This is a genomic window from Jutongia sp., assembly GCF_057878315.1.
The window spans coordinates 49496-73344 of record NZ_DBLXSO010000009.1 but is presented as its reverse complement, the minus strand read 5'-3'; the positions used below and the strand labels follow the sequence as shown (position 1 = coordinate 73344).

At 49.7% G+C, this 23849-nt stretch carries 22 protein-coding genes; all 22 read right to left on the bottom strand.

The window, feature by feature from the left end; translation table 11 throughout:
* Positions 1–202: 202 nt before the first annotated feature.
* The 22 genes from ACZLMD_RS03585 to spoIIIAA all read right to left on the bottom strand — a co-directional run bounded on the left by ACZLMD_RS03585 (position 203) and on the right by spoIIIAA (position 23677).
* Positions 203–835, bottom strand: coding sequence for a precorrin-2 dehydrogenase/sirohydrochlorin ferrochelatase family protein (locus ACZLMD_RS03585; RefSeq protein WP_147403723.1), 633 nt, complete (start codon positions 833–835; stop codon positions 203–205).
* Between the two features lie 127 nt (positions 836–962).
* Positions 963–1895, bottom strand: coding sequence for a calcium/sodium antiporter (locus ACZLMD_RS03580; RefSeq protein ID WP_118560011.1), 933 nt, complete (start codon positions 1893–1895; stop codon positions 963–965).
* Between the two features lie 133 nt (positions 1896–2028).
* Positions 2029–3351 (bottom strand): SpoIVB peptidase, encoded by a 1323-nt coding sequence (gene spoIVB / locus ACZLMD_RS03575; protein ID WP_487601507.1) that lies wholly within the window; start codon positions 3349–3351, stop codon positions 2029–2031.
* Positions 3352–3612: 261 nt separating this feature from the next.
* Positions 3613–5301 carry a DNA repair protein RecN gene (gene recN / locus ACZLMD_RS03570; RefSeq protein ID WP_489495130.1) on the bottom strand — a complete coding sequence of 563 codons (1689 nt, stop codon included), beginning with the start codon at positions 5299–5301 and terminating at the stop codon, positions 3613–3615.
* A gap of 119 nt (positions 5302–5420) precedes the next feature.
* Positions 5421–10376 (bottom strand): Ig-like domain-containing protein, encoded by a 4956-nt coding sequence (locus ACZLMD_RS03565; protein ID WP_489495129.1) that lies wholly within the window; start codon positions 10374–10376, stop codon positions 5421–5423.
* Positions 10377–10413: 37 nt separating this feature from the next.
* Positions 10414–11157, bottom strand: a complete 744-nt coding sequence (locus ACZLMD_RS03560) for a YebC/PmpR family DNA-binding transcriptional regulator (RefSeq protein ID WP_022307200.1) — start codon at positions 11155–11157, stop codon at positions 10414–10416.
* Positions 11158–11277: 120 nt separating this feature from the next.
* Positions 11278–12144 carry an NAD(+)/NADH kinase gene (locus ACZLMD_RS03555; protein ID WP_489495128.1) on the bottom strand — a complete coding sequence of 289 codons (867 nt, stop codon included), beginning with the start codon at positions 12142–12144 and terminating at the stop codon, positions 11278–11280.
* A gap of 89 nt (positions 12145–12233) precedes the next feature.
* Entirely contained in the window at positions 12234–13109 is an 876-nt protein-coding gene (locus tag ACZLMD_RS03550; protein WP_489495127.1) for a TlyA family RNA methyltransferase, read from the bottom strand.
* Positions 13110–13112: 3 nt separating this feature from the next.
* Positions 13113–14987: a 1-deoxy-D-xylulose-5-phosphate synthase gene (gene dxs / locus ACZLMD_RS03545; RefSeq protein ID WP_489495126.1), complete on the bottom strand. Its 1875-nt coding sequence runs from the start codon at positions 14985–14987 to the stop codon at positions 13113–13115.
* A 74-nt stretch (positions 14988–15061) separates the two neighbouring features.
* Entirely contained in the window at positions 15062–15961 is a 900-nt protein-coding gene (locus ACZLMD_RS03540; protein WP_489495125.1) for a polyprenyl synthetase family protein, read from the bottom strand.
* Positions 15962–16024: 63 nt separating this feature from the next.
* On the bottom strand, positions 16025–16219 hold the full coding sequence (gene xseB / locus ACZLMD_RS03535) for an exodeoxyribonuclease VII small subunit (protein ID WP_022307206.1): 195 nt from the start codon (positions 16217–16219) through the stop codon (positions 16025–16027).
* A 52-nt stretch (positions 16220–16271) separates the two neighbouring features.
* Positions 16272–17468, bottom strand: coding sequence for an exodeoxyribonuclease VII large subunit (gene xseA / locus ACZLMD_RS03530; RefSeq protein WP_022307207.1), 1197 nt, complete (start codon positions 17466–17468; stop codon positions 16272–16274).
* Between the two features lie 2 nt (positions 17469–17470).
* Positions 17471–17917, bottom strand: coding sequence for a transcription antitermination factor NusB (gene nusB, locus ACZLMD_RS03525; RefSeq protein ID WP_118560033.1), 447 nt, complete (start codon positions 17915–17917; stop codon positions 17471–17473).
* Between the two features lie 20 nt (positions 17918–17937).
* On the bottom strand, positions 17938–18318 hold the full coding sequence (locus ACZLMD_RS03520; RefSeq protein WP_022307209.1) for an Asp23/Gls24 family envelope stress response protein: 381 nt from the start codon (positions 18316–18318) through the stop codon (positions 17938–17940).
* A gap of 144 nt (positions 18319–18462) precedes the next feature.
* Positions 18463–19188 (bottom strand): SpoIIIAH-like family protein, encoded by a 726-nt coding sequence (locus ACZLMD_RS03515; protein ID WP_022307210.1) that lies wholly within the window; start codon positions 19186–19188, stop codon positions 18463–18465.
* 49 nt (positions 19189–19237) lie between these two features.
* Positions 19238–19864, bottom strand: coding sequence for a hypothetical protein (locus ACZLMD_RS03510; RefSeq protein WP_489495124.1), 627 nt, complete (start codon positions 19862–19864; stop codon positions 19238–19240).
* Positions 19840–20439: a stage III sporulation protein AF gene (locus ACZLMD_RS03505; protein ID WP_484109028.1), complete on the bottom strand. Its 600-nt coding sequence runs from the start codon at positions 20437–20439 to the stop codon at positions 19840–19842. The genes ACZLMD_RS03510 and ACZLMD_RS03505 overlap by 25 nt, the downstream gene beginning before the upstream one ends.
* 18 nt (positions 20440–20457) lie before the next feature.
* Positions 20458–21531: a stage III sporulation protein AE gene (locus ACZLMD_RS03500; protein ID WP_489495123.1), complete on the bottom strand. Its 1074-nt coding sequence runs from the start codon at positions 21529–21531 to the stop codon at positions 20458–20460.
* A 13-nt stretch (positions 21532–21544) separates the two neighbouring features.
* Complete coding sequence (locus ACZLMD_RS03495) at positions 21545–21934, bottom strand: SpoIIIAC/SpoIIIAD family protein (protein ID WP_022307214.1); 390 nt, start codon at positions 21932–21934, stop codon at positions 21545–21547.
* 22 nt (positions 21935–21956) lie between these two features.
* A complete protein-coding gene (spoIIIAC, locus tag ACZLMD_RS03490; protein ID WP_022307215.1) occupies positions 21957–22151 on the bottom strand; it encodes a stage III sporulation protein AC in 195 nt (64 codons plus the stop codon).
* A gap of 18 nt (positions 22152–22169) precedes the next feature.
* On the bottom strand, positions 22170–22703 hold the full coding sequence (locus tag ACZLMD_RS03485) for a stage III sporulation protein AB (RefSeq protein WP_118560047.1): 534 nt from the start codon (positions 22701–22703) through the stop codon (positions 22170–22172).
* The gene (gene spoIIIAA, locus ACZLMD_RS03480) at positions 22700–23677 is read right to left on the bottom strand and encodes a stage III sporulation protein AA (RefSeq protein WP_022307217.1); all 978 of its coding nucleotides are present in this window, start codon (positions 23675–23677) and stop codon (positions 22700–22702) included. Before spoIIIAA ends, ACZLMD_RS03485 begins: the two co-directional genes overlap by 4 nt.
* Positions 23678–23849: the final 172 nt, after the last annotated feature.

Sequence of the window (23849 nt, the reverse complement as noted above, 5' to 3'; positions counted from 1 at the left end):
TTATCCTCATTTCTGCGCTGCATCTCTTCTTTTCTAATTTTATTATCTACACACATCCTATGGAAGCTTTCCTCCCAGACCATGACGGTCCGAAAGGTCACCTGCAGCTTCATATCCGGCAGCGCGCAAAATATAAAGCCACCGTCTTTCGACGATGACTATATATTAAAATGAGAACGTAAAATCTACTATCGTTTTTAAGTCAATTTTGTGTAAAACCTTTGTGAAGTATTTCCTCCATCTCCGGAACGGACAAAGCCCTCGAAAGCTCTCTGCTCCTATGTATCACCTTCCGGTAAAACTGCTTACGCTGTTCTTCGGTGTCAAAATGCTCCTTCACCGCAGGGCGGAGCTGCCCCAGATGCGCATTGAGCTGTCCGTAATACTCCGGGATCTGTTCCTGCAGTTCCCTCCGCAGTCCCTTGATCAGTGCCGGACTGTTACCGCCGCTGGAAAATCCTGCCACAATGTCACCCTGCTTGACCAGTGACGGAAAGTAAAAGCTGCATTTGTCCTTGTCATCGACAACATTGACCAGAATCCTGCGCTGCCTGCACCGCTCAGATATCTGACAGTTACACTGCTCGTCATCGGTCGCCGCGATCACAAAAAACATCCCCTCCAGATCCTTCTCTTCATACTCCCGGCATACAATGGTAAGCTTCGGATATTCTGCCGCCAGCTCCCGGATCGCCTCGCAGATTTCCGGTGCAACTATCCGGATCGATACGCCAAACGGGATCAGCTCCCGGATCTTGCGAAATGCCACGTCTCCGCCGCCAACCACAAGACACTGCTTTCCCTCCAGCTCTATAAAAAATGGAAAATAAGCCATATTTCTCTCCGTTTCGTAAGTTCTTTCGCAAATGCTATCTCCGGTTCCGGCACCAGAAAATAACACTTATCCTGCTTTCTATGTATTTTCTTGTATCTTAGTGCAGGCAGATGTTATTTCTTAAATCTTAACGCAGGCAGATATATACGACATATCCCGCATACATCGCGAGCATCACTGCCCCCTCCCAGCGCACCAGCTTCTGCTTCGTCCACGCAAAGCACAACACGATGGCACTCATCACAACAAGCACAATGATATCAATGATATTCTCCATCTGAAATACCATCGGGTGAAGGGCTGCCGAAATTCCAAGAACAAATAATATATTAAAGATATTGGAGCCGATCACATTGCCGAGTGCCATGTCAACCTCATGCTTGCGGGCTGCCACAATGGAGGTCACAAGCTCCGGCAGACTGGTACCAAAAGCAACGATCGTAAGACCGATCAGATTCTGGCTCATTCCGAAGAATCTCGCAATGGCAGATGCCGCATTCACGACAAGCTGACCGCCCCCTGCGATGGCTGCCGCACCACCGACAATATAGAAAACACACTGCCAGATCGGACGGATCTCATATTCATCCTCATCAGATGCACTCTCACTGCGCGCCTTCTGTGCAGAACGTATCATCCAGAAAAGGAAGCCTGCAAAAAACACCAGCAGGATCACACCGTCAATACGTCCCAGTGTCATGCTGATCCAGCCAAGCACCATCAGCAACAGAGCCACAAATACCGAAAACGGAAACTCTCCGGTAAGGGTAGAGCGGCTGACTGTCAGCGGACAAAACAGTGCGCACATACCACATACGACCATCAGGTTAAAGATATTGGAGCCGACTGCATTACCGACAGCCACTCCGGTATTACCGGATAACGCCGCACTGATGCTGACCGCACACTCCGGCAGACTCGTTCCCATCGCCACGATTGTCAGTCCGATAATAATGGATGGCACACGCAGCCTCTTGGCAATGCTGGAGCTTCCATCGACGAAAAAATCTGCCCCCTTGATCAACAGGACAAACCCTATCACTAATAATAAATAATCCATTATTCTTCCTCTTTCTTTCTGTTGGTATCCTAAAACCCCTGAAACCTGCTCTCATAGCCGATTTCAAATAAGCATATGAACAAATCTTATAGCAGACAGAGGACTTTGTCAATGGCTCAAAACACACTCTCGCTCAAAGCATGTTCTCGAGGAATGTCGCATAGCCTCTGGTAACATCCCGCACAAAGACATGTGTGACAGCGCCGATGCATTTTCCGTTCTGAAGGATCGGCGCCCCGCTCATGCCCTGTACAATACCGCCGGCCTTTTCTAAAAGCTCCGGATCTGTCACATGAATCTCCATGCCTTTATTATCCTTCGAGGAAAGATTGATCTTCTCAATCTCTACCTCGTACTCCTTAACCTGATCATCCAGCTGACAGCGTATCACCGCCTTGCCCTTTCGGACATCCTGCTTGCACGCCGCCTCACATGCTTTATCCTCCTGATATTGGTATGCCCTGTTGGTGATCTGCCCGGTAATGCCTAGCAAGGTATTGTTCTCAATCTCTCCGAGCCGGTTCTCCTTACCAAGCTGAACATACCCTGCCAGCTGTCCCGGCGTACCGTTCTTCCCCCTTACCACATGATCGATCCCCGCCGGATACAGTCCGCCGTTCTGCAGCCGGATCAAAAGATCCGTATCCGCGTCCGTGATTCCATGTCCCAGCGCCGCAAACTGATTCTCCGGCGTCACAAAGGTGAGCGTCCCGATCCCCTCGGTGTCCTCTCTGAGCCACACGCCGATCTGGTAGCTTCCATCCGCCGCCCGGACCGGAGTCAACTTCACCTGAATCCTTCCGGAATCGCGCTTGACGCTTAGGATCATCTGCTTTGCACCGTTCTTCTGCACAAGACGACTGACATCCCGGATCGTCACAACCTTCCGACCGTTCACTGCATAAATGTAATCTCCTGTCTGCAGCTTATTGTATGCCGGTGTCTGCTCCTCTCCCCCGGCTGCCGCGATCCGCCCTGTTCCCAGCACCATCACACCGTCCGCATGAATATAAAGGCCGACCGCCTTTCCGGCAGGCATGACCTTTGTGCCCTTCCGGATATCGATCCGGATCTTCTTACAGGGAAGCCAGCCAAACAGCCGTACCTCGCCCTGCAGACTGCCGCAGTTCTGTGCGGTCACCGAAAGAGGTCCTGCCATACTGAACCGGATATGCCCGTCTGCCTTCTTCGCATGATCTATGCTTACCCTGGCAGCCTCCGCATCTGTCTGACTGACACGCACCTGCGTAAAAGGGATTCCAAAATCAATATTCTCCACTCTGTCCTGAAACAATGTAATCTCATCCGGTATCCTGCCCCTCAACTCAAAATATCCGTACACTGCCGTAAACGCCATCACTGCGATCAGGACTCCCAGCAGACACAGGCGGTACATCAGCCTCTGTCTCCCTGTCATCGCATATCTGCCGCCCTGGCGGTTTCTTCGATACCGCATCCCATCACTCCTTCCAGCCATTCCTCGTAGGTCGTTCTCTTTTACGACATAGCTGTCAGAAATGCTCATTTCCTCAATGTTTACAAAAAGGGCTAAACCAGCGTTTTTCCCTCCAAGAATCACTTTGCAATTCTCGTTGTCTTAGCACTACATTACGAGCATTTTACTATGTTATAAAAAGAACGTCTGTATCTCATTATGATACAAAACGTTCTTTTCTATACGATATCTGTAAGAAATCTGCAAACAGACAACAGCTGCTTATGCCCGCAGCGTAACCTTCACCTGCTCTGCCATCTGCTTCATCTCTGCCGCGCTCTCCCGGACGGAATCCGTGATCTCTACTCCGCCAAGGATTCTTGCAAGCTCTCCGACGGATTCCTTCTCATCAAGCAGTCGGATATCCGTAGAAGTATGCTCATTCCGGCTGGTCTTCTCAATCAGATAATGCGAATCTGCCATTGCACCGATCTGTGCCAGATGGGAAATACAGATTACCTGATGTGTCATACCGATATATGCCATCTTCTCCGCAACCATCTGTGCAGTTCTTCCGCTGATGCCGACATCTATCTCATCAAAGATCAGCGTCGGGATCTCATCGTGCTGCGCCAGCACTGCCTTTACTGCCAGCATGATTCTGGACAGCTCTCCACCGGATGCCGCATCTCCGATCGGCTTCAGATCCATACCCGGATTCGTCGAGAGCATAAATTCCACCTCATCCTGTCCCTGACTGTTCAGATGATCCAGCGGGCGCACGGCGATCTCAAACTGCACCTGAAGGAAGTTCAGCTCCTTCAGTGCCTTGATGATCTCCTTCTCCAGGCGGCGACTGACCTTCTGACGGATCGCAGTGATCTCAACCGCCAGACTCTTTAGTGTAGTCTCCTGCTGTGTCAGGCTTTTCAAAAGCTCCTCCCGGTACTGCTCATATTCCTCGTACTTCATCAGCTTCTCCTGAAGCTTATCCGCATACTCCTGCACCTGCGCCGTGGTAGCACCATACTTCGCCTTGATCGTCCGTACCAGATCAAGACGTGCCTCCACCTCGGCAAACCGCTCTCCTCCGGTCTCGAAATCACTCATATAATCCGAGATATCCCTGTTAAAATCGGTGAGCAGCGAATCAATATCGGAGAGCTGGTTTGCAAACTCCTCCATCTGCGGACTGTACTCCGAAAGCTTATGCAGGATCCGCAGACTCTGACCAAGCTGCTCGGCAGCCGTGGCATTCCCCTCTCCGGTCATACCGTAGATCTCTCCCAGACCGGAAGCAATCTCCGTAGCATTGGAAAGCATCCGGTACTGTTCCGCCAGCTGTTCCTCCTCGCCATGCATGAGGGATGCCTGCTCAATCTCCTCAAGCTCATATTTCATAAAAGAGATCTCCCGAAGACGCTCCTCCTCCGGCACCTCATGCTGTGAAAGCTCCTGCTGCAATCTCTGATACTCCCGGTACCCATCTGCCATCCGCGTGATTCTGTCTCCCAGCTCCTCTCTGGCGTAGCGGTCCACGATCTCCATATGCTTCGCGCTGTGCAAAAGAGACTGCTGTTCATTCTGACCATGAATATCGATCATGATATCCGCAATGCGGCGTATCATGGCAAGCGTCACACTCTCCCCATTGATCCGGTTCACACTGCGTCCTGCCATGATCTTGCGCGAGATCAGTATCTCATCATCCTCCATGGAGATCCCCATCTCCTCCACAAGCGCACGCTGACGTTCGGTGTCTGCCCGGAAGGTCAGCTCTACAAGAGCATAATCCGCCCCCTTTCGTATCACGTCCTTCGGACTTTTCTGTCCAAGAGCCAGATTGATCGAACCGATGATGATAGACTTACCTGCACCCGTCTCACCGGTCAGTACATTAAGGCGATCGGAGAAGTCAACCTCCACCTCGTCAATGATCGCCAGATTCTTCACATGTAAATTTACTAACACTGTCTGCTCCTTTCTAACAGAATAATTCCGCTTCCCTGTGGAAAGTATAGCATAAAGAAAACGCCTGTTCAAGACTTTTCTCGAACAGACGTTCTTTTTGTGCAAATTGCAAAAAATTTCTAATTCAATTTAGTAATATTGACACGGCATGCCATCTTGCATCCATTGACCGTTGCGTAAATATAGGTCGTTCCGACGCTTCTTCCGACAACCTTGCCGTTGACAACGGTTGCCACCCTCGGATTGGATGAGTACCAGGTTGCCGATTCGGTCGTTCCTTCCACAGACAAGGTTTCTGTATCATACTGCCGCATCGTTAAACTGCTGCGGTTCAGAGAAACGACATTGACCGCTACGGTCGAGGTCACACCTCCATCCGCAAGGATCGTGATCGTACAGTTACCGGTGCCGGTCGCTGTCACGACTCCCGCTCCGGATACCTTTGCCACTCTGCGGTTGTCCGATGCAAAGGAAATATTATCGGAAGAGTTGTTTGGCAGAATCGAATAGGAAAGCTTCGCCGAATCGCCCTGCTTCATCGTCAGCTCCGACTGTGCTACTACGATGCTCGTAGCCGGTACCTTCTCAGTTACCTTAATGACACAGACGGCTTTCTTGTTACTTCCGTCCTTTGCCACTGCCTTGATCTTCGTCTCACCCTCGGCAATACCACGAACGGTGCCGTCACTTTCTACAATAGCAATGCTCGTATCTGCCGAACTCCATTTCACGGAATGAAGCGTTGTATTCTTTGGCTTCATGCTGACATGCAGCTTTCTTGTACCGCCGACATAGCATACGGCATAATCCGGTACGATCTGAATCGATTTCGCCCTCTGGATAACTCTGACGCGGCAGTTTGCCTTTGCCTTCATCCGGTCTCGTGATACGGCTGTGATCACCGTACTTCCGACCTTCTTCGCCTTGATCTTTCCGGACTGGCTGACAGTTGCGATCTTCTTTCTGGAAGTCTTCCAACGCACTGCAGGAGTCCTGGTATTGTTGGACCAGATCGTTACCTTCATGCGGTAAGTCGTTCCGACTCCCATGCGGATACCGGTCTTGCCAAGCTTCACCGTTGTGCGGAGTGTTGCCACCGTCACCTCGCAGGTCGCAGTGACATTATATTTTGTCAGTGTACAGGAAATCGTACATTTGCCCTTTTTCAGTCCGGTTACCTTTCCATTCTGTGTAACCTTTGCAACTGCTTCATTGGAACTCTTCCAGATAGCCGTTCCATCTGCCTCTACCGGTACAATGACCTTGGTGATCGTAAAGCTCTTGCCAACGGCAATCTCTCTGGCGGAAGGCTTCAAGGTAAGTGATACTCCCTCGATAACCGTTACATTACAGTAAACAACGATCTTTCCTTCATCAGACTGACAGATAATCGTAACCGTTCCCTTTTTGACAGCGGTTACAACACCCTTCTCATCGACCGTCGCAACACTCGGATCAGAGGACTGATAAGTAACCTTCTGATTCGTTGCATCTGCCGGAGTAAAGATCGGTGTGATCTGGAAAGTCGATCCGGTCTCTACTTCCTGCTGTGTCGGTGTAATGTTGAAGTTGATCACATTGACATATGCCTTCAGCACAGTAACCTGACAGGTTGCAATAATATTGCCTTCCACCGACTGGCAGATGATCGTTGTCTCTCCGATGGCAATACCTGTTACAAGTCCATTCTCATCAACCGTTGCTATCTTGTCGTCGGCACTCTTGTAAATAACCTTCTGGTTACTTGCATCTGCTGGAGTAAATACCGGAGTAATATAAAAGGTCGAACCTACCCGTACCTCCTGCTCCTTCGGCTCCACAGTAAAATCCTTTACCGGAACCGGCGGCTTCACCACGGTAACTGTACATGTCCTCACGATATTACCATCCTCGGACCGTCCGACGATCACTGCAGAGCCCTCACTGATACCATTTACCACACCATTGTCATCCACCGTTGCCACAGCTTCATCCGAGCTGTAATAGTGAATCGTCTTCTCAGTGACGTCCTTCGGATCAAATACCGGAGCGATCGTATAATTGTCACCGACATACAGCTCCTTATGAGCCGGTGTCAGCGTATAATCCTTTAACTTGGTCAGTGCACTCTTCACCGTGATCCGGCAGTAAAGCGGCTTCCATACGGTTCCCGTGATCGGATCGGTATATACTGCTCCGATAGAAACCTCACCCTCTGACAATGCAGTAACAAGACCATTGGAATCAACGGTTGCAACCTTCTCATTAGTCGAAGACCAGCTTAAATTCTGATATGTTGCTGTAACCGGATTAAATACACTTTCAATCTGCAGTGTCTCACCCACATGCATTTCCGTCTCGGAAGGCTTCAATGTGATGTTATTCGCCGGGACATCCTGACTGATAACCTTTACGGCACAGGTGATCGCGCCCGCTATCCCCAGATCCTCCGGAATACAGGTGATCCATGCAGCATCCCCTGCCTTCAGACCGGTAATATTACCGTCCTTATCCACGGAAACCACCTGACTGTTCGTGGATGTCCAGGAAACATTTGTATTGACATGATCACTTGGATTAAAGATCAGTGCGTTTTTCAGAGAGATTGTATCTCCCTCCTTGATTTCGTACTCATTCTGCGTGAATGCTACGGATTTCAAACGGTTTCTGACATGAACCTTGATAATCTTAAACACGGTACCGTTGGCAACCGTGATATTTGCATCACCCGGAGCAACTGCCGTGATCGTTCCTCCCTGTACCTTGGCGATCTTCTGATCGTCCGTGTTCCACAGAAGCGTTGTGTCTGTCGCATCACTTGGAACGATCGTGGTTGAAACCGTATACTGGTCTCCGGCGATCATATTGATCTCACTGACATCCGTAATGATATCGGTAACCGGATTCTTCTTGATATTGATACAGCATCTTGCGACTACGTTATACGGGTTAAATACCGGCTCAACGGAGATCCACACGGTATCCTCCTTGAGCAGTGTAACAACACCGTTCTTATCGACAGTTGCCACACTCGGATCACTCGTTGTCCATTTCAGTTCTGTATTGGTTGCATTCTTTGGCAGATAATTTGCTTTCAGGAATACAAAGCCTGCGGATAAGAATGTATCCAGATTCTCGCCCTGCTCGATCGTCAGCGAGGTAATCGCCGCCGTCACCGTAACACGGCAGGTCGCATATGCGTTATTGTCCTTGTTGATGACAGTGATCGTTGTAGATCCTGTCTTTGTTCCGGCAGTCAGTTTTGCCTTTGTATTGCCCTGCTGCGGCTCAACCTTAACCATATCTGTATCCGCAGAGATCCAGGTCAGATTCTGCTGTCCGGAAAGTCCGGAATCCAGATACTCAATGCTGCCAACCTCCATCTCCAGCTCCGTATGATCGAGCGGGATCGTTGTTGCAGAATTGGTTACATAGATCTTACAGCTTGCCACATGCGTAACTGCCATATCATCCGTCCAGTACAGACTAACCTTTACCGGACTGTCCGCCGGCGTCTCTTTCTTCGCCGTTACCGTTGCATACTGTGCATTAGAGCTGATGGAAATATAAGTCTCTCTCGGATCGGTTGTCTCCCATCGGAAGGAATCTGCCTCCGCATATTCTCCGGATCCGATAATACCGGTCAGATCTAACTTCGATCCTACTGCCATCGTTGCACTCGCCACATTCAGCGAGAACGTATCCGTGACATTGACCGTGACATTATAGGTCTGCCCCTGCACAACGCCCGGAATCATCTCCGACGGCATCGAGTTACACTTTACCTTAAACTTGGCAGTACCACGCGTACGCCCGGTCAGGATCCATGTCTGGTAATCTACGGAAACCCAGTTACCGGAGTTATCCTCCACCGACAATGTGAAGTTCTTAAGCAGCGTGTCTTTGGAGATATTAAACGCCTCCGCAAGATCATAGCTGCCACCGATATTGACCGTAACATCCTTATCCTCAAACTTACCGCGGACATCCGCATTAAAATACGACGGCAAACATCCCAGGAAGATGCTGGAATCCTGCGCCTCTTTGAAGTTGTTGTATGTTCCTTTTACATAGAACATAACAATATACTGTCCCGCCTTTGCATCCAGACGGAAGGTATTGGTTGCACTGTCATATATCAGATTCGCATCTGCATTTGCATTATACTCGCCCCCGGCAGAAGAATTGACAAGGGTTCTCGTCGTTCCGCTTCTCTTGGCGATAACCCAGGTTACTTTATCAAGCACACCCTCCAGAGGATTAGAATCAAACAATGCCGGTATCCAGACCTTATCATTACGCTCCATGATCACCGTTGATGCGGAGTCGTCGAGTCTTGCTCCGGAAACACTGTCCTTTCGGATCTGCGGGCGGACATAGACATTGATGGAATCATTGTACTCATTCTTGCCGTCATTGTATGTAACAGAAAGCTGTGTCCTTCCGGTTCCTACCGCCATAACAAGACTTTCACCGCCCTGCTCGCTGACACGGATCACATCGTTGTTGCTGCTGGACCATACAGCACTCTGGCTTGTTGCATCACCGAAGATCAAGTTCAGCTTATTGGTATCTTTCTTGGCATTCTTACCAAAATATACGGTTGTACCGTAATCCATTACAATGGATCGTCTGGAATCGGTGGAACGGATCTTCGTCATCTTCGCCGGAGCTCCCGTGGAAAGGAACTCATTGATGGAAAATACGACATCGATCGCAACGTTACGCGTCTCCATGCTACCATCGGAATGCGTGATCGTACAGGTCAGACCGACCTTACCCATATTCTGAACCGACACACTGACCTGCCGCTGATTGGCTGTTGCCGGCTCGACAGTCAGGATATCCTCATTGGCACTTGTCCATTCACACTTATCTCCCGCCGCATAATCGGACAGACCAAACGTTGCCGTTGCACGACGGAGTTCATAGGTTCCAGTGACCGGATTACCCTCATCGTCAATGATCTCATAATTGGCGGCCTGAGAGGAACCGTTAATCTGTCTGCCTGCTATTCCGAGAAAAATGCCGAAAAATAACAACAATACTCCCAGTATCCATATTCCCTTTTTCGTTGTACGGAATCGTTTTGCCATTTCCTTCCCCCGTTCTCTGTAATGGAATCGTAATCAATTACTCATCCCAGTTGTGGTACACATCCTGTACATCATCATCTTCATCGAGCAGATCGAGTGTTCTCTGAAGCTGCTTGATATCGTTCTCATCGGTAAGTGTAACGTAGGTTTGTGGCAGCATTGTGACTTCTGCGCTTGCCATTGGAATTTTTTCTGCCTCTATGGCTTCTCTGACAGCGCTAAAATCATCCGGAAGAGTGATGATCTCATAGCTGTCATCCTCCTCACTGAAATCCTCTGCGCCGGCATCCAGTGCAAGCATCATCAGATCATCCGCACTCAATGTAATATCTGCATCCTCTAATTCTTCCTTAGAAAGGATGATCTGTCCCTTCTCATCGAACATATAAGACACGCAGCCCTGTGTTCCAACACTTCCGCTTCCCTTTGTGAACGCATTTCTTACGTTGCTGGCGGTACGGTTTTTGTTGTCGGTCAGAGCCTTCACGATAATAGCGGTACCGCTTGGTCCATATCCCTCATAGGTAACCTCCTCATAATTAACGGATGCGGCATCTCCTGCTGCCTTCTTAATACCTCTTTCAATGGTATCGTTTGGCATATTATTGGCTTTTGCCTTTGCAATCACATCACGAAGACGGCTGTTGTTAGCAGGATCCGGTCCGCCTTCCTTTACGGCAACCGCAAGCTCGCGACCGAGAATGGTAAATACTTTGCCTCTCGCTGCATCGTTCTTTTCTTTCTTGTGTTTGATGTTGGCAAATTTTGAATGTCCTGACATAATAAAACTCTCCTTTTATCTTTCTTGGCGGGAATATATCCCGTAACTTATATATTTTATCACCTTTCCCCATATCTGTCTACGAAACATTTTCATGCCTGCAGGCAGCCGGCAAAAGGATCAATTTCCGTTTAATTTATCACGCATCTTCTTGTAGAAGCTGACACCGGACAGCTTGACGATCCTTGTCTGATCCTCCGGCACACAGATATCCAGCCGTTCTCCCGTTGCCAGTCCGCGCACGGTTCTTCCATCGACAGCCAAAACGGCGGTATCCTCCTGAAACTCCTTCGTCTGTCCAAGCTCCAGCGTGATCTTATCTCTGGCGGACACCACAAGGCTGCGTTTATTCAGCGAATGGGCACAGATCGGTGTGATCACGGTTGCCTCTGTATCCGGCACCATAACCGGTCCTCCTGCCGACAAATTATATCCGGTTGACCCTGTAGGTGTGGAAATGATCAGACCATCTGCACGATAGATATCGGCTAATTCTTCATTAATATATACTTTTATCGTGATGAGCCTGCAATCGCCCCGCTTGCTGACCACTACATCATTGAGTGCATAGCTTGCTTTTCCTTTGCCTTTCTCTGCCTGCGGGCTGCTCTCACGGAGCATGATCCGGTTCTCGATCATATACTGATCCGCAAGCATCATATCCAATGCCCGTTCCAGATTCTGCTGCTCCACCTCCGTCAGAAATCCCATCGTACCCATATTGATCCCGAGGATCGGCAGACGGCTGTGCACCAGATCGATCGCAGCCTGGATCATCGTCCCGTCTCCTCCGAGTACCAGAACGCACTCGGTCTCCTCCGGGATCTTATCTGCATCTGTATAATGCAGGATTCCCTCCGAGATCACCCGGCGGTTCTCCAGTATATGACACTTGCCGCCCTTTTGCTCAATATATTCCTGAATATATAACGCTTTGCGGTTACTGTCCTCTTTATCCCTGTTTGTGATCACACAAAACCGTTTCATCGCTGTTCTCCATTCTCATACAAATCATTCTACAGTTATCTCCGTTCATTCACAGACAACACTGTGCTTTCCCATGGCACCGGCTGCCATCACCCTGTAACAGCATTCACATGCTCCACGGCACCCGCTTCCTTATCAAGCTTTCCATGGGCAGCCGCAACCGTCTCCCTGATGAGCGCCGCGTACTCCTCCTGAAATGCCTCATCGCTGACCGGCTCTTCCGGTGCAGACGCGGTATTATTGATATAAAGGAGATACTCGATATTGCCCTCCGGTCCCTTGATCGGCGAAAAGCTCAGCTCACGTATTGCAAAGCCGATTGAAAGTACATACTGCATGATCTGCTCCAACACCTCTATGTGTACCTTCGGATCACGGACAACGCCCTTTTTGCCGACCTTCTCTCTGCCCGCTTCAAACTGCGGCTTCACAAGGCAGACACCCTGTCCATCCGGTGTCAGCAAAGCCTTAACAGGCTCTAACACCTTCTTCAGCGAGATAAATGCGACATCCACCGAGAAAAATGCGATCGGATCCGCAATGTCCTCCGGTGTTACATAACGAATGTTGGTCTTCTCCATAGAAACAACTCTCTCATCCTGACGAAGCTTCCATGCAAGCTGATTGGTTCCGACATCCACAGCATAAACCTTCACGGCACCGTTCTGAAGCATGCAGTCTGTAAAGCCGCCGGTCGATGATCCCACATCCATGCAGATTTTGTCCTTAAGCGGCACCTGCCAAAGCTCGATCGCCTTCTCCAGCTTATAGCCCCCGCGGCTGACATATTTCATCGGTGTTCCCTTCACCTCGATCAATACGTCCTCCTTAAAGGTAGACCCCGCTTTATCCTCTCTCTGTCCGTTGACAAAGACATTTCCTGTCATAATAATTGCTTTCGCTTTCTCTCTGGACGCTGCCAGATTTCTCTTGACCAAAAGCACATCCAATCGTTCCTTTGCCATATCCTATGCCTTTCTATCCTGCTGCCAGGACAAGATCTTCTTCGTGATCCCTTCCGGATCCAGACCATATTTCTCCTTCAGTTCCCTGACACTGCCATGCTCAATAAACTGATCCGGCAGCGCAATATTCATTACCTTCATCGGCGTTTCTTCATACCATGCGGAAACTGCCTCACCAAAGCCGCCGTTAAAAACGCCCTCCTCCAGAGTAACTACTCTGGAATGCTTCTCCTTTAGCTGTTCTAACACATTCACATCGATTGGCTTAACAAAACGCATATTGATCACGGTCACCTTCTGATCCTGCGCCTTAAGCTTTTCTCTGACCCACATCGCCGTCTCGACCATGCTGCCGACCGCAAGAAGCGCAGTCTCCTGTCCGGAGCAGATCCACTCAGCCTGTCCCATTGTGATCTCCTGCTTATGATCCTGCAGTCCGGTCCACGCCTCTCCCCTCGGATAGCGCACTGCAACCGGTCCGTTCTGCGCAAGTGCAAATAGCATCATCTGCTTTAATTCCCAGCCGTTCTTCGGTGCCATCACCGTAAGATTCGGCATACTTCTCAGATACGCGAGATCAAAGATTCCCTGATGTGTCTCGCCGTCACTGCCGACAAGACCTGCCCTGTCAACAGCAAATACAACCGGCATCTTTCCGATGCAGACATCGTGAAGGATCTGATCATAGGCTCTCTGCAGAAATGTCGAATAAATTGCCACAACCGGCTTTAAGCCGCCTGCCGCCATTCCGGCCGCAAACGTGACCGCATGCTCCTCCGCAATCCCGACATCGAAAAACTGCTTCGGATACTTCTCCGCCATCCCCGTCAGACCTGTTCCTGACGGCATTGCTGCGGAAACTGCCACAATATCATTCCTCTCAGCGGCTGTCTCTAACATGGTTTCACTGAAAATATCGGTATACGTCTGAGCCGATTCGACCGTCTTCCGGCTGCTTCCGTCCTTCAGATTAAACGGAGATACTCCATGGAAATACGATGGGTTCTGCTCTGCCGGGCGGTAGCCCTTTCCCTTTCTGGTGCAGACATGAACGATCACTGCTTCCTTCATCTTGGAGGCACTCTCAAACGCTGTTACCATCTGCTGGATATTATGTCCGTCGATCGGTCCGATATAGGTCAGTCCCATATCCTCAAAAAGCATTCCCGGAATCAACACACGCTTCACCAGATCTTTAAAGCCACGGATCCGGCTTGTCAGCTTATCGCCGAGATGCGGAAGCTTTGAAAGTGCATTCTCAACCTCTTCCTTGAGCTCCGTATAGTTGCCGTTTGTACGGATCTTGCCAAGGTAGCTCGACATGCCTCCTACATTTTTAGAAATTGACATCTGGTTATCATTCAAAACGATCACCATATTAGATTTCAGACGTGCGGCGTTATTCATCGCCTCAAACGCCATGCCGCCGGACAGCGCGCCGTCTCCGATCACTGCAAAGATCTTGCGGTCCTCCCCACGAAGATCTCTCGCCTTTGCCATACCCAATGCGACACTGATCGAAGTCGAACTGTGTCCGGTGTCGAAAGCGTCACAGTCACTCTCCGACTGCTTCGGAAATCCACTCATTCCGCCAAACTGCCGCAGATGGTCAAAGCCATCCTTTCTGCCGGTCAGGATCTTATGTGTGTAAGACTGGTGTCCCACATCCCAGACGATCTTATCCTCCGGAAGATTGCAGCACAGATGGAGTGCCATGGTAAGCTCCACCACACCGAGATTTGATGCAAGATGACCTCCGGTGTGACTGATCTTTTGTACCAGAAAACGTCTGATCTCCTTGGCAAGCGGACGAAGCTCGTCCTTTTCAAGCTCCTTTATATCATTTGGTTTTTCTATCTTGTCCAATATTTCTCCCACAGTGTTCCCTCATTTCTTTGTAATATAACGTATCCTGACAGACCTGTATCAGGAGTTTCTTCGAAGTTCCTGAATTATTTCGTACGGTTGATCAGATATTCGATCAGGTCCTCGAGAAACGGATTGCTTCCCGGAAGCTTTTCAAGAAGCTCCACTGCCTGATGGGAATACTGCTCGACCGCCTGATGCGACTGCTCAATTCCGTAGAGTGTCACATACGTTGTCTTTTCGTTTTTCTCATCACTGTGTACCGGCTTTCCGAGTTCTTCTGTCGTGCTGGTGCAGTCAAGGATATCATCCTGGATCTGAAATGCCATTCCGACACTGCGTCCGATCTGTTCCATCTGCTCCAGTGCCGTCTCATCCGCACCGGCTAACGCTGCGCCCACCATAAGTGCACTCTCTAAAAGAGCACCTGTCTTAAGCGTATAAATAAACTCGAGCACTTCCTTATCCAAAGGCTGTCCGGTGCGTTCCACATCAACAACCTGACCGCCAACCATGCCATAAACACCCGCCTTGCGGGCAAAGATCTGCATTGCCTTTGCTGCCGACATCGGGTCACTGATATGGTCAAAGCACTGTGATGCCGTCTCAAATGCATAATTGAGCAAGGCGTCTCCGGCAAGGATTCCCATATCCTCTCCGTATACGACATGCGTCGTCTTTCTTCCTCTTCGATAGTCATCATTGTCCATCGCAGGAAGATCATCATGAACCAGCGAATAGGTATGTACCATCTCGATCGCTGCCATAAACGGCTCGATCACCTTCATATCCTCACCGCCAAAAAGCCGGTAGGCTTCCCTCATCAGGATCGGACGGATTCTCTTGCCACCCGCCATCAGACTGTATTCCATCGCATCAAATATCGTCTTCTGGAGTCCCTCCCTGTCCGGAAGATACCCGGTCAGTATCTTCTCTGCCTCCTGCTGTCTTTCCTTAAATTCTTTTTCAAATTTTTCTTTATTCATGATAAAACCATGCCTTCCCGCAACCCGCCGTTTCCGCAGCCGCTGTATTTGCAAATTCTTCTGTTATTCTTCTCCGTTTTCCAATACGATCAGCTTCTTCTCAACGCGGTCGATCGAATTGCTGCAGTTTTTGATAAGCTTCATGCCTTCCTCGTACTTCTTGAAGGAATCCTCCAGCGTCATATCTCCCTTTTCCAGCTCCGCAATGATCGTCTCAAGCTGTTCAAAGGATTCCTCTAATATGATCTTTTTTGCCATAATACACTACTATTCCTTTCTCAGCCCGCCAACGTTCCGCCGCAGGCCTGCCCTACTCTCTGATCTCGTCCACCGTGACATCTGCCTGTCCATCCGCAAAGGTCAACGTCAGATGCTGTCCCTTCTCAAGACTCTGAACGGAATCAATATGATTACCCGCCTCGTCTGCTGTATAGGTGTATCCGCTCTGCAGCTTCTGAAGAGGCGATAATCCCTTCATCTCCTCCGCATACAGTGCCAGCCTGTGCTTTGCATCGGTGAGCCGTTTCTCCATCAGCCTCTGCAGACGCTCCTGGCTGTCCGCAAGAACAAGACGCTTCTGCCGCAGGATATCCTCCGGACTCACATGCTGCAAAAGCACCATATATTTCTGTAATTCAAGCTTACGCACTTTCAGGATCTGGTGCATCGCCTGCCTCAGATCATTCCGGTACTCCCTGAGACCGATCTCCATCTCCCGCCACGAATATACCGCAAGCTCGGCTGCCGCGGATGGTGTCGGTGCCCGCAGATCCGCGGCATAGTCCGAGATCGTGGTATCCGTCTCATGACCAACTGCGGAAATGATCGGCTTCGTACAGTCTGCGATCACCCTGGCCAGCATTTCATCATTAAAGCACCACAGGTCTTCCACAGAGCCTCCGCCACGTCCTATAATGATCGTATCTACATCGGTCTGTTCAAAATAATGGATGCCTTCGATCACCGTCTGTGCGGCACCCTCTCCCTGTACCTTTGCCGGATAGAGATAAAGCTGCACATAGGGATTGCGGCGGTATGTCACATTACAGATATCCTGTATCACCGCTCCGGTCTCTGCCGTGACAACACCGATCTTTGAGGCGTACCTCGGGATTGGTTTTTTCCTTTGTTCGTCAAAAAGCCCCTCTGCTAAGAGGCGCTTTTTAAGTTTCTCGTATTCTTCATATAATCGGCCTACACCATCCTGAGCAATGCTGCGGGCATAGAGCTGATATCTGCCGTCTCTCTCAAAGACGCTGATCTGTCCGGTCACGATCACACTCTGACCATCCTCCAATGTAAAGTCAAGTCCCTTACGCTGAGAGGAAAACATCACGCAGGAAATTGCCGCTCCGGCATCCTTCAGCGTGAAATAAATATGACCGGAATAATGATACTTGCAGCCGGATATCTCGCCCTTCACCTGAATCCCGGACAATGTATAGTCCTGCTTAAACAAGTTGGCAATATACCGGTTGATCTGAGACACTGTCACTGCCCTGCTCATGTCTACTCCTCCGTGCAGTCTCTGACAACAGAGCCAAGAACTCCGTTGACATATGATGGTGACTTATCCGTTCCGAAACGCTTAGCAAGCTCTACAGCCTCATTGACTGCGACTCCTGCCGGCACATCCTCATCGTACAGGATCTCGTAAATCGCCAGACGAAGTGCTGTGACATCAGCCTTTGCCAGACGCTTTAAAGACCAGCCGTTTGACTTCTCCTCGATCTTCTTGTCAATCTCCTCCTGATGCTCTGCTACCGCATAAAACTTCTGCTTCAGCTCTGCACGCACCTTTTCAAGACCTTCCTCGGACTCTCCCTTTGCTGACTCAGAGTGGCTGCCAAGTCCTTCCAGAAATGTATCAACCTGGCTGTCTAACTCTTCTGCCGGATAAAAATCCAGTACAAACAGCATTTGGAATAAATGTTCTCTGACCTTTTTTCTTGTCATGTTCTCTACCCTTACCTTTATTAGTTTTCTTCGAGCTTAACTCCGGCGATGCGGACATTCACCTCGGAAACAGATAATCCGGTCATATTCTCGATCTGCTGGCCGACTCTCTCCTGAACCTGCTCAGACACCTCCGGGATACTGTAACCATAATTAACGACAACCATCATATCCACACGAACAATGCCGCCCTCCATCAGGATCTTTACTCCCTTGGAAAGATTCTTCATCCCCAGTTTGCCGATCAGTTCGTTTGTGATATTTCCAGCCATGGAATACACGCCATCTATCTCTGTGGCTGCCAGTGCTGCGATCGCTGCAACAACGTCCGATGCGATCCTAACCTCGCCCAGCTCTTTTTTCTTCGTAATATATTCTCTCGAAGTCTGCTCCTTTGACACGACACACTACCTCCTTTGTTCTTTTTATAAAATGTTGCCAATTATTCTAGTTTATTATACCAAATCTCACCATATTTGCAAGCAGACTTCACGATTTCACGATACCGCCGTTTCACATTTTAACTTTATTGCTGTGTTGTGATTTTATTTCACTGCCACCGGAGTGATCACAATATTGTCCGCAGAAATTTTCGTCTTGCGCGTAACAATATCGGTGATCTGCGCCAACTGCTGCTGTGTCAGTTCTCCTGCGTTCACGATCACATCTGCACTCCCCTTCTCAATGCTGACAACAGAATCCGTAAAGCCCTTCGCCTCCAGCATAAGCTCTGCCGCACTTTCTAACTGTGCGTCCTTTGTAAGCTGTGCCACCTGATCGATCGCGCTTTTCTTATCCTTTGATGCGATCTTATCATTATTGATGATCGTCATCAGCGTTTCCTTATTCTTCGCACGGCTCTGCTCTCTGGACAGCTTTGCGGAAGAAAAATAATCTGCGCCCAGCGAATTGGAAACCATGACTGCTTCGCCCGGATTTTCCTCGGACGCGGATTTTAATTCGCCGCTGTCAGCCACCGTATAGTCACCGCCGTCTTCCTCTGCCGAAATATCAAGCGTCGTATCCGCAGAGGTTTTCTTGCTCTCCTTTTTCTGATCGCCGGTCTCCTCCTGTGCCGCCGCATCCGCATTCTCCCGGACAGCATCCGCATTTTCCTGTGGCGCCGCTGTTTCCTTTCCGCTCAGAGACATCACGCTTTTCCATCCGTTCTTGTCAATCTCCTGTCCGGTAAAATTCAAATACCCCGCCACAGCGATCAGCACCGCAAGCGCCGTAATGATCCATTGATTTTTCCGTGCAAACTTCTTCATAACAATCCTCCATTCCTTTCTTTGACGATAGAGAAACACCTGTTAAGGACTACCTCATTTTCATTACTTTAATCTTATGTGATTCTATAGGAAATAATGCCTCTACTGCTGCAATAATTTCAGAATCCATTGCTCCGCTTCCTGCCCCCTGTGCCACAACAAGAACGCCCTCGATCTGCGGGGATGCAATCTGTATGATATAAGGTTCTTTTCCTTCCTCCCCCACTAATACCGGCTCCGTCTTCGTGCTGCTCTCACTCTGCGTCCGGCTGCCACCGGTGCTGTCCGATTCGTTGGTGCTGCTGTTACTGGAATCCTCCTGCTTGAGGGTGCGTTTTTCCTCCGAGGAAGCGATCGTTACCATCACGTCAACATCACCGATCCCCTTGACCTTCGACAATACTTTTTCCAGCTCCCGTTCCTGCTTTCCGGCATATTCCTCCATCGCCGAAACCGCCGTTTCCTGCACGGTGCTCTGTGACCGCTTTTTGTCTGTCCCTTTTTGCGTACTGTCCTTTTTTTCGGACAGGCTTCCTGTTGGCAGCGACAGAAGTAAAAGAAAGACTCCCGCCAGAAAAAGAATGATGAGCTTTGACACATCCGGCTCCTTTTTTCCTCCCTGCTGCTTTTCCTGACGGCGCAGGCTCTCTATTAATTTTCTCCACTTTTTCTCCATACAATCACCTTCTTTCCCGGAAGCTCATATTTTTCACAGATTGTCTGTTTCAGCTTTCTTGTCCCGGAATCCGTCTCCCCGCTCTGACTGCCTCCGTCGATCACAATATCCTCCACATGGATCGATTTTTCGTCACCCTTTGCCGTGGTCTGCACGGCATTTTCCGGAAGGATCATCGTAACCTTTTTCAGCTTCAGCATTCCATCACTGTCCTTTTTCAGGGACACAGAAGCCTGAACATTCTCCTCCCCCTGCTGTCCGGCAATCTGTGTCAGTTGCCGCTCCAGCTCTTTGCGGCACTCGTCAAGCATCACATTTTCCATATTTCCCTGTGCCAGTGCCGTCTCCTGCTTCAACTGATCCAATTCTCCCTGAAACAACTGCTCCTGCAGATATTTTCCGATCATATCCGCGTCCGAAATATTGGACAGTACCGGACTGATGCATAAAACGATCAGTATCATTCCTCCGACAAACCGGAAAATCCCCCGGAAGCTTTCGCTGGACACAAGTCCCTGTAAAATATTGATCATGATCACATATACCAGAATATTCCGGATCATCTGCTGCAGCATTGTTACCGCCTTTCTATGTTATGTGGTGAAGGCACTGATCATCGCGATCGATGAGATAAATAGCAGTGCCCCGACACCAACTGTATATATGTACAGATCCACCGCCCGAACGGCTCCGGAAAGTCCACGGATCAGCCTTTTGTCCGACACCGGCTGCACCACTGCCGCCGCAATCTGAAAAAGAACCCGGCTCACGATCATCTGCAATAACGGCACCGCACAAAGGAAAAACACGGCAATCACACCTGCCACACCCACGGCGTTTTTGACGAGCTTACCGGCACACAAAACGGTCTGCAAAACATTCCCCACCGAATTGCCTACACCCGGTATCGAGCTTGACAACCGCACCATCGTCATGTTTTTGACCTCGGCACTCACCGGAATGATCAGCCCCTGTATGACATTCATCCCCATCATCAGGCCAAACACCGCCTTCACGCCGAAGCGGACGCCGTCCCGGATCAGATCTGCCATCTTGGAAAACATGTCCTCCCCCGAAAGCTGGTTGACAACCTGCAGGAAAAAGTAAAGATGGACTGCCGGCAGGGCAAGTCCCGCCAAAAGCCAGTTGACCACCATGATCATCGCAAGCGCGAACTCATAATACGCCCCTGCTGCAACGCCCCCCTGCGTGAAGGACAGACTGATAAAAAAAGCCGGGATCAATACCTTCACAAACGCAAGCAGGTTCTCCATCGTCTGCCCGGCAAGCTGCGCGATCTGCAGAAACGAAGTTGCCAGGATTGAAAAAAATAACAGATATACAATATAAAATGCGGTTCCTGCCACCTCCTTGCCGTGAAGCACCTTGGAGAAGTTTGAAAACACCGCTCCCACCAGCGCCACAGCGATCAGCGAAACAAACATTTTGCGGTCACTGCTAAAGGAAGAAAGCACAATTTTCCGGAACGAATGCAGTAAATCCCCCACCGTGTCCGCTTTTCCATTCCGGATCATGCTTTGTACCATGTCCGCAAAGCCGAAGCTTTCTTCTCCCAGAAGCTGATCCATCATCTGCTGTATCTGGTCATACGACAGTTCATTCGCCAGACTGTCATAAAGCCCGGCACCTTCCTTAGTTCCACTCACCTCATCACCTCCCTCACAGGCCGGACGGCACAAACCGGATCAGCACCTCAAAAAGCGCTGCTAACACCGGAATGCTGACCGCCAGAAGCATCAGTTTCCCATAAAATTCGATCTGCCCCGCCACGGCACTGTAACCGGCATCCCGGCACAGATTCGCTCCAAGCTCCGCCATATATGTCACAGCGATCATCTTGAACAGAACCTTCATATATATACTTCCACCGCCAAGATACTTTTGCAGAGACTTAAGATACCGGAGCAGCTCGCCGATCCGTCCCAACGCCAGAAAGCTGATCAGCAGACACGCTGTCAGGATCAGAAGCATGCCGAATTCTGCTTTGTCCTTTTTGAGCGGGATTGCCAAAAACACCGCCATGATGCCGATCATAATAATCTTTTCCATTGTGCCTCTCCATTCTGTCCGGCTACAAGGTAAACAGCTCCTGTATCGACCGGAACAACTCCAATATATAAGGGATCACCCACAAAAGCACTAGGATCAGTCCGGACAGACTGACAAGAAATGCCTGCTCCTCTCTGCCCGCATGCTTGAGCACCTGTCCCAGAACAGATACAAGAATTCCGACTGCTGCGATCCGAAATATCAAATTTATACTCATCCATCTTCTCCTCTCATTCTACAAGAGTAGTATCGCAGTGAATATCCCTCCTGTGATCCCCACCAGCCGATATACCTTCGCCTGCGACTGATACTCTGTCTCGGCATCCTGTATACTCCTTCCCAGCCTGTCCTGCAGCACATGTAACGTCTGAAGCTGTGTCTGCCGGTCAAGTGTTCCCAGATGCATTCCGATCTCTCTCCAAAGCATGACGTCCTCTCTGTCCAGCATGCCTGCCGTTTTATCTGCCATGATCCCGTTTTCCCACAGCTCCTGCAGGCTCACATCCTCCGCCCGCAAAAGTCCTTCATACATATTCCCGAAAAATCCCCGGAAATAGCATGTCTTTCCGGAAAGCTTCTGAAAGATCTCCACCATATCTACCGCCGCATACTCCACTTCCCCATACAGAAGGATCAGCACCTGCGCAAGCTCCCGCAGGATCTCGATCCTTCTTTTTCGTTTGCCGGCAAGCCAAAGACCAAAACCGCTGCCTCCGGCAAACACCATTGCGCCTCCAGTCATTTTCAGGATCATCCGCAGCAGATTCATGCCTCTCCTCCTTCCTGCACATCCCCACACGGATGTGCCAGATACGTCCCACGCTCATCGAAAATAGCATCTACCCTGCCGATCTGACTGGCAGACAAAAGCACATACCGCTGAAATACCTTCTCCTGTACCAGCCTGCCAAGAATCGGTTTTTTGCGGATCTCCTCCATGCTTTTTCCATGCACGGTTGCTAATATCTTCACACCGCAGTTCATCACATATTCCAGTGCCTCCACATCCTCCTTTGATCCAATCTCATCCACTGCGATCACGTTGGGCGACATGGAACGCACCAGCATCATCATTCCTTCCTTTTTGGGGCAGCAGTCGAGAATGTCCGTACGATAGCCCAGATCATTCTGCGGTGTCCCCTGATAACAGGCTCCGAGCTCCGATCGCTCATCGACCACGCCCACATTCATGCCATGCCTTTTCGCACTGCCGTTCGACAGCTGTCGTATCAAATCACGCAGCAGCGTTGTCTTCCCACAGCGCGGCGGTGATATGATAAGCGTATGATAAATGCTCTCCCCGTTGATCAGATACGGAAGTACTCTGTCCCCGCACCCTAACAGCTGGTGTGCCAGCCGGATATTGATAAATGATATGTAACGCAGATTCTTCACCTGATCCTTTTCCAACACAATTTTCCCCGCCACGCCGACGCGATGACCGCCCTGTATCGTGATAAATCCCTGCTTGAGTTCTTCCTCAAAGGCATACATCGAATAATTGCTGATGCGCTCCATCGTCTCCTTCACATCCTGCCGCTCTGCCATGACCGGTGCCTCCGGATCCGTGGTCAGACAGCCGCTGCGGCCGACAAAATATTCTTTTCCATGATATACCACCATAAGCGGCGCATCTGCCCGGATGCGTATTTCCTGAAGAAGCCGGTAATCAATGTCCAGCTTTTCCATGTAACGGCGCAGATCCTTTGCCAGCACACGAAGTACCTGATCTCTCTGTCCCATATCTCATCCTCCATTCTTTTTCAATATATGTATGGGACAGGCAGATATTCCAAAATGTTTGCAGAATGTTTGCAAAACTTTGATTGCAAATAGTGATAAAATGTAATAAAATAAAACTATGTGAGGTGAAAAAAAACCTCAAGAAGGAACATTGCCGAAAGCAATGTTATTC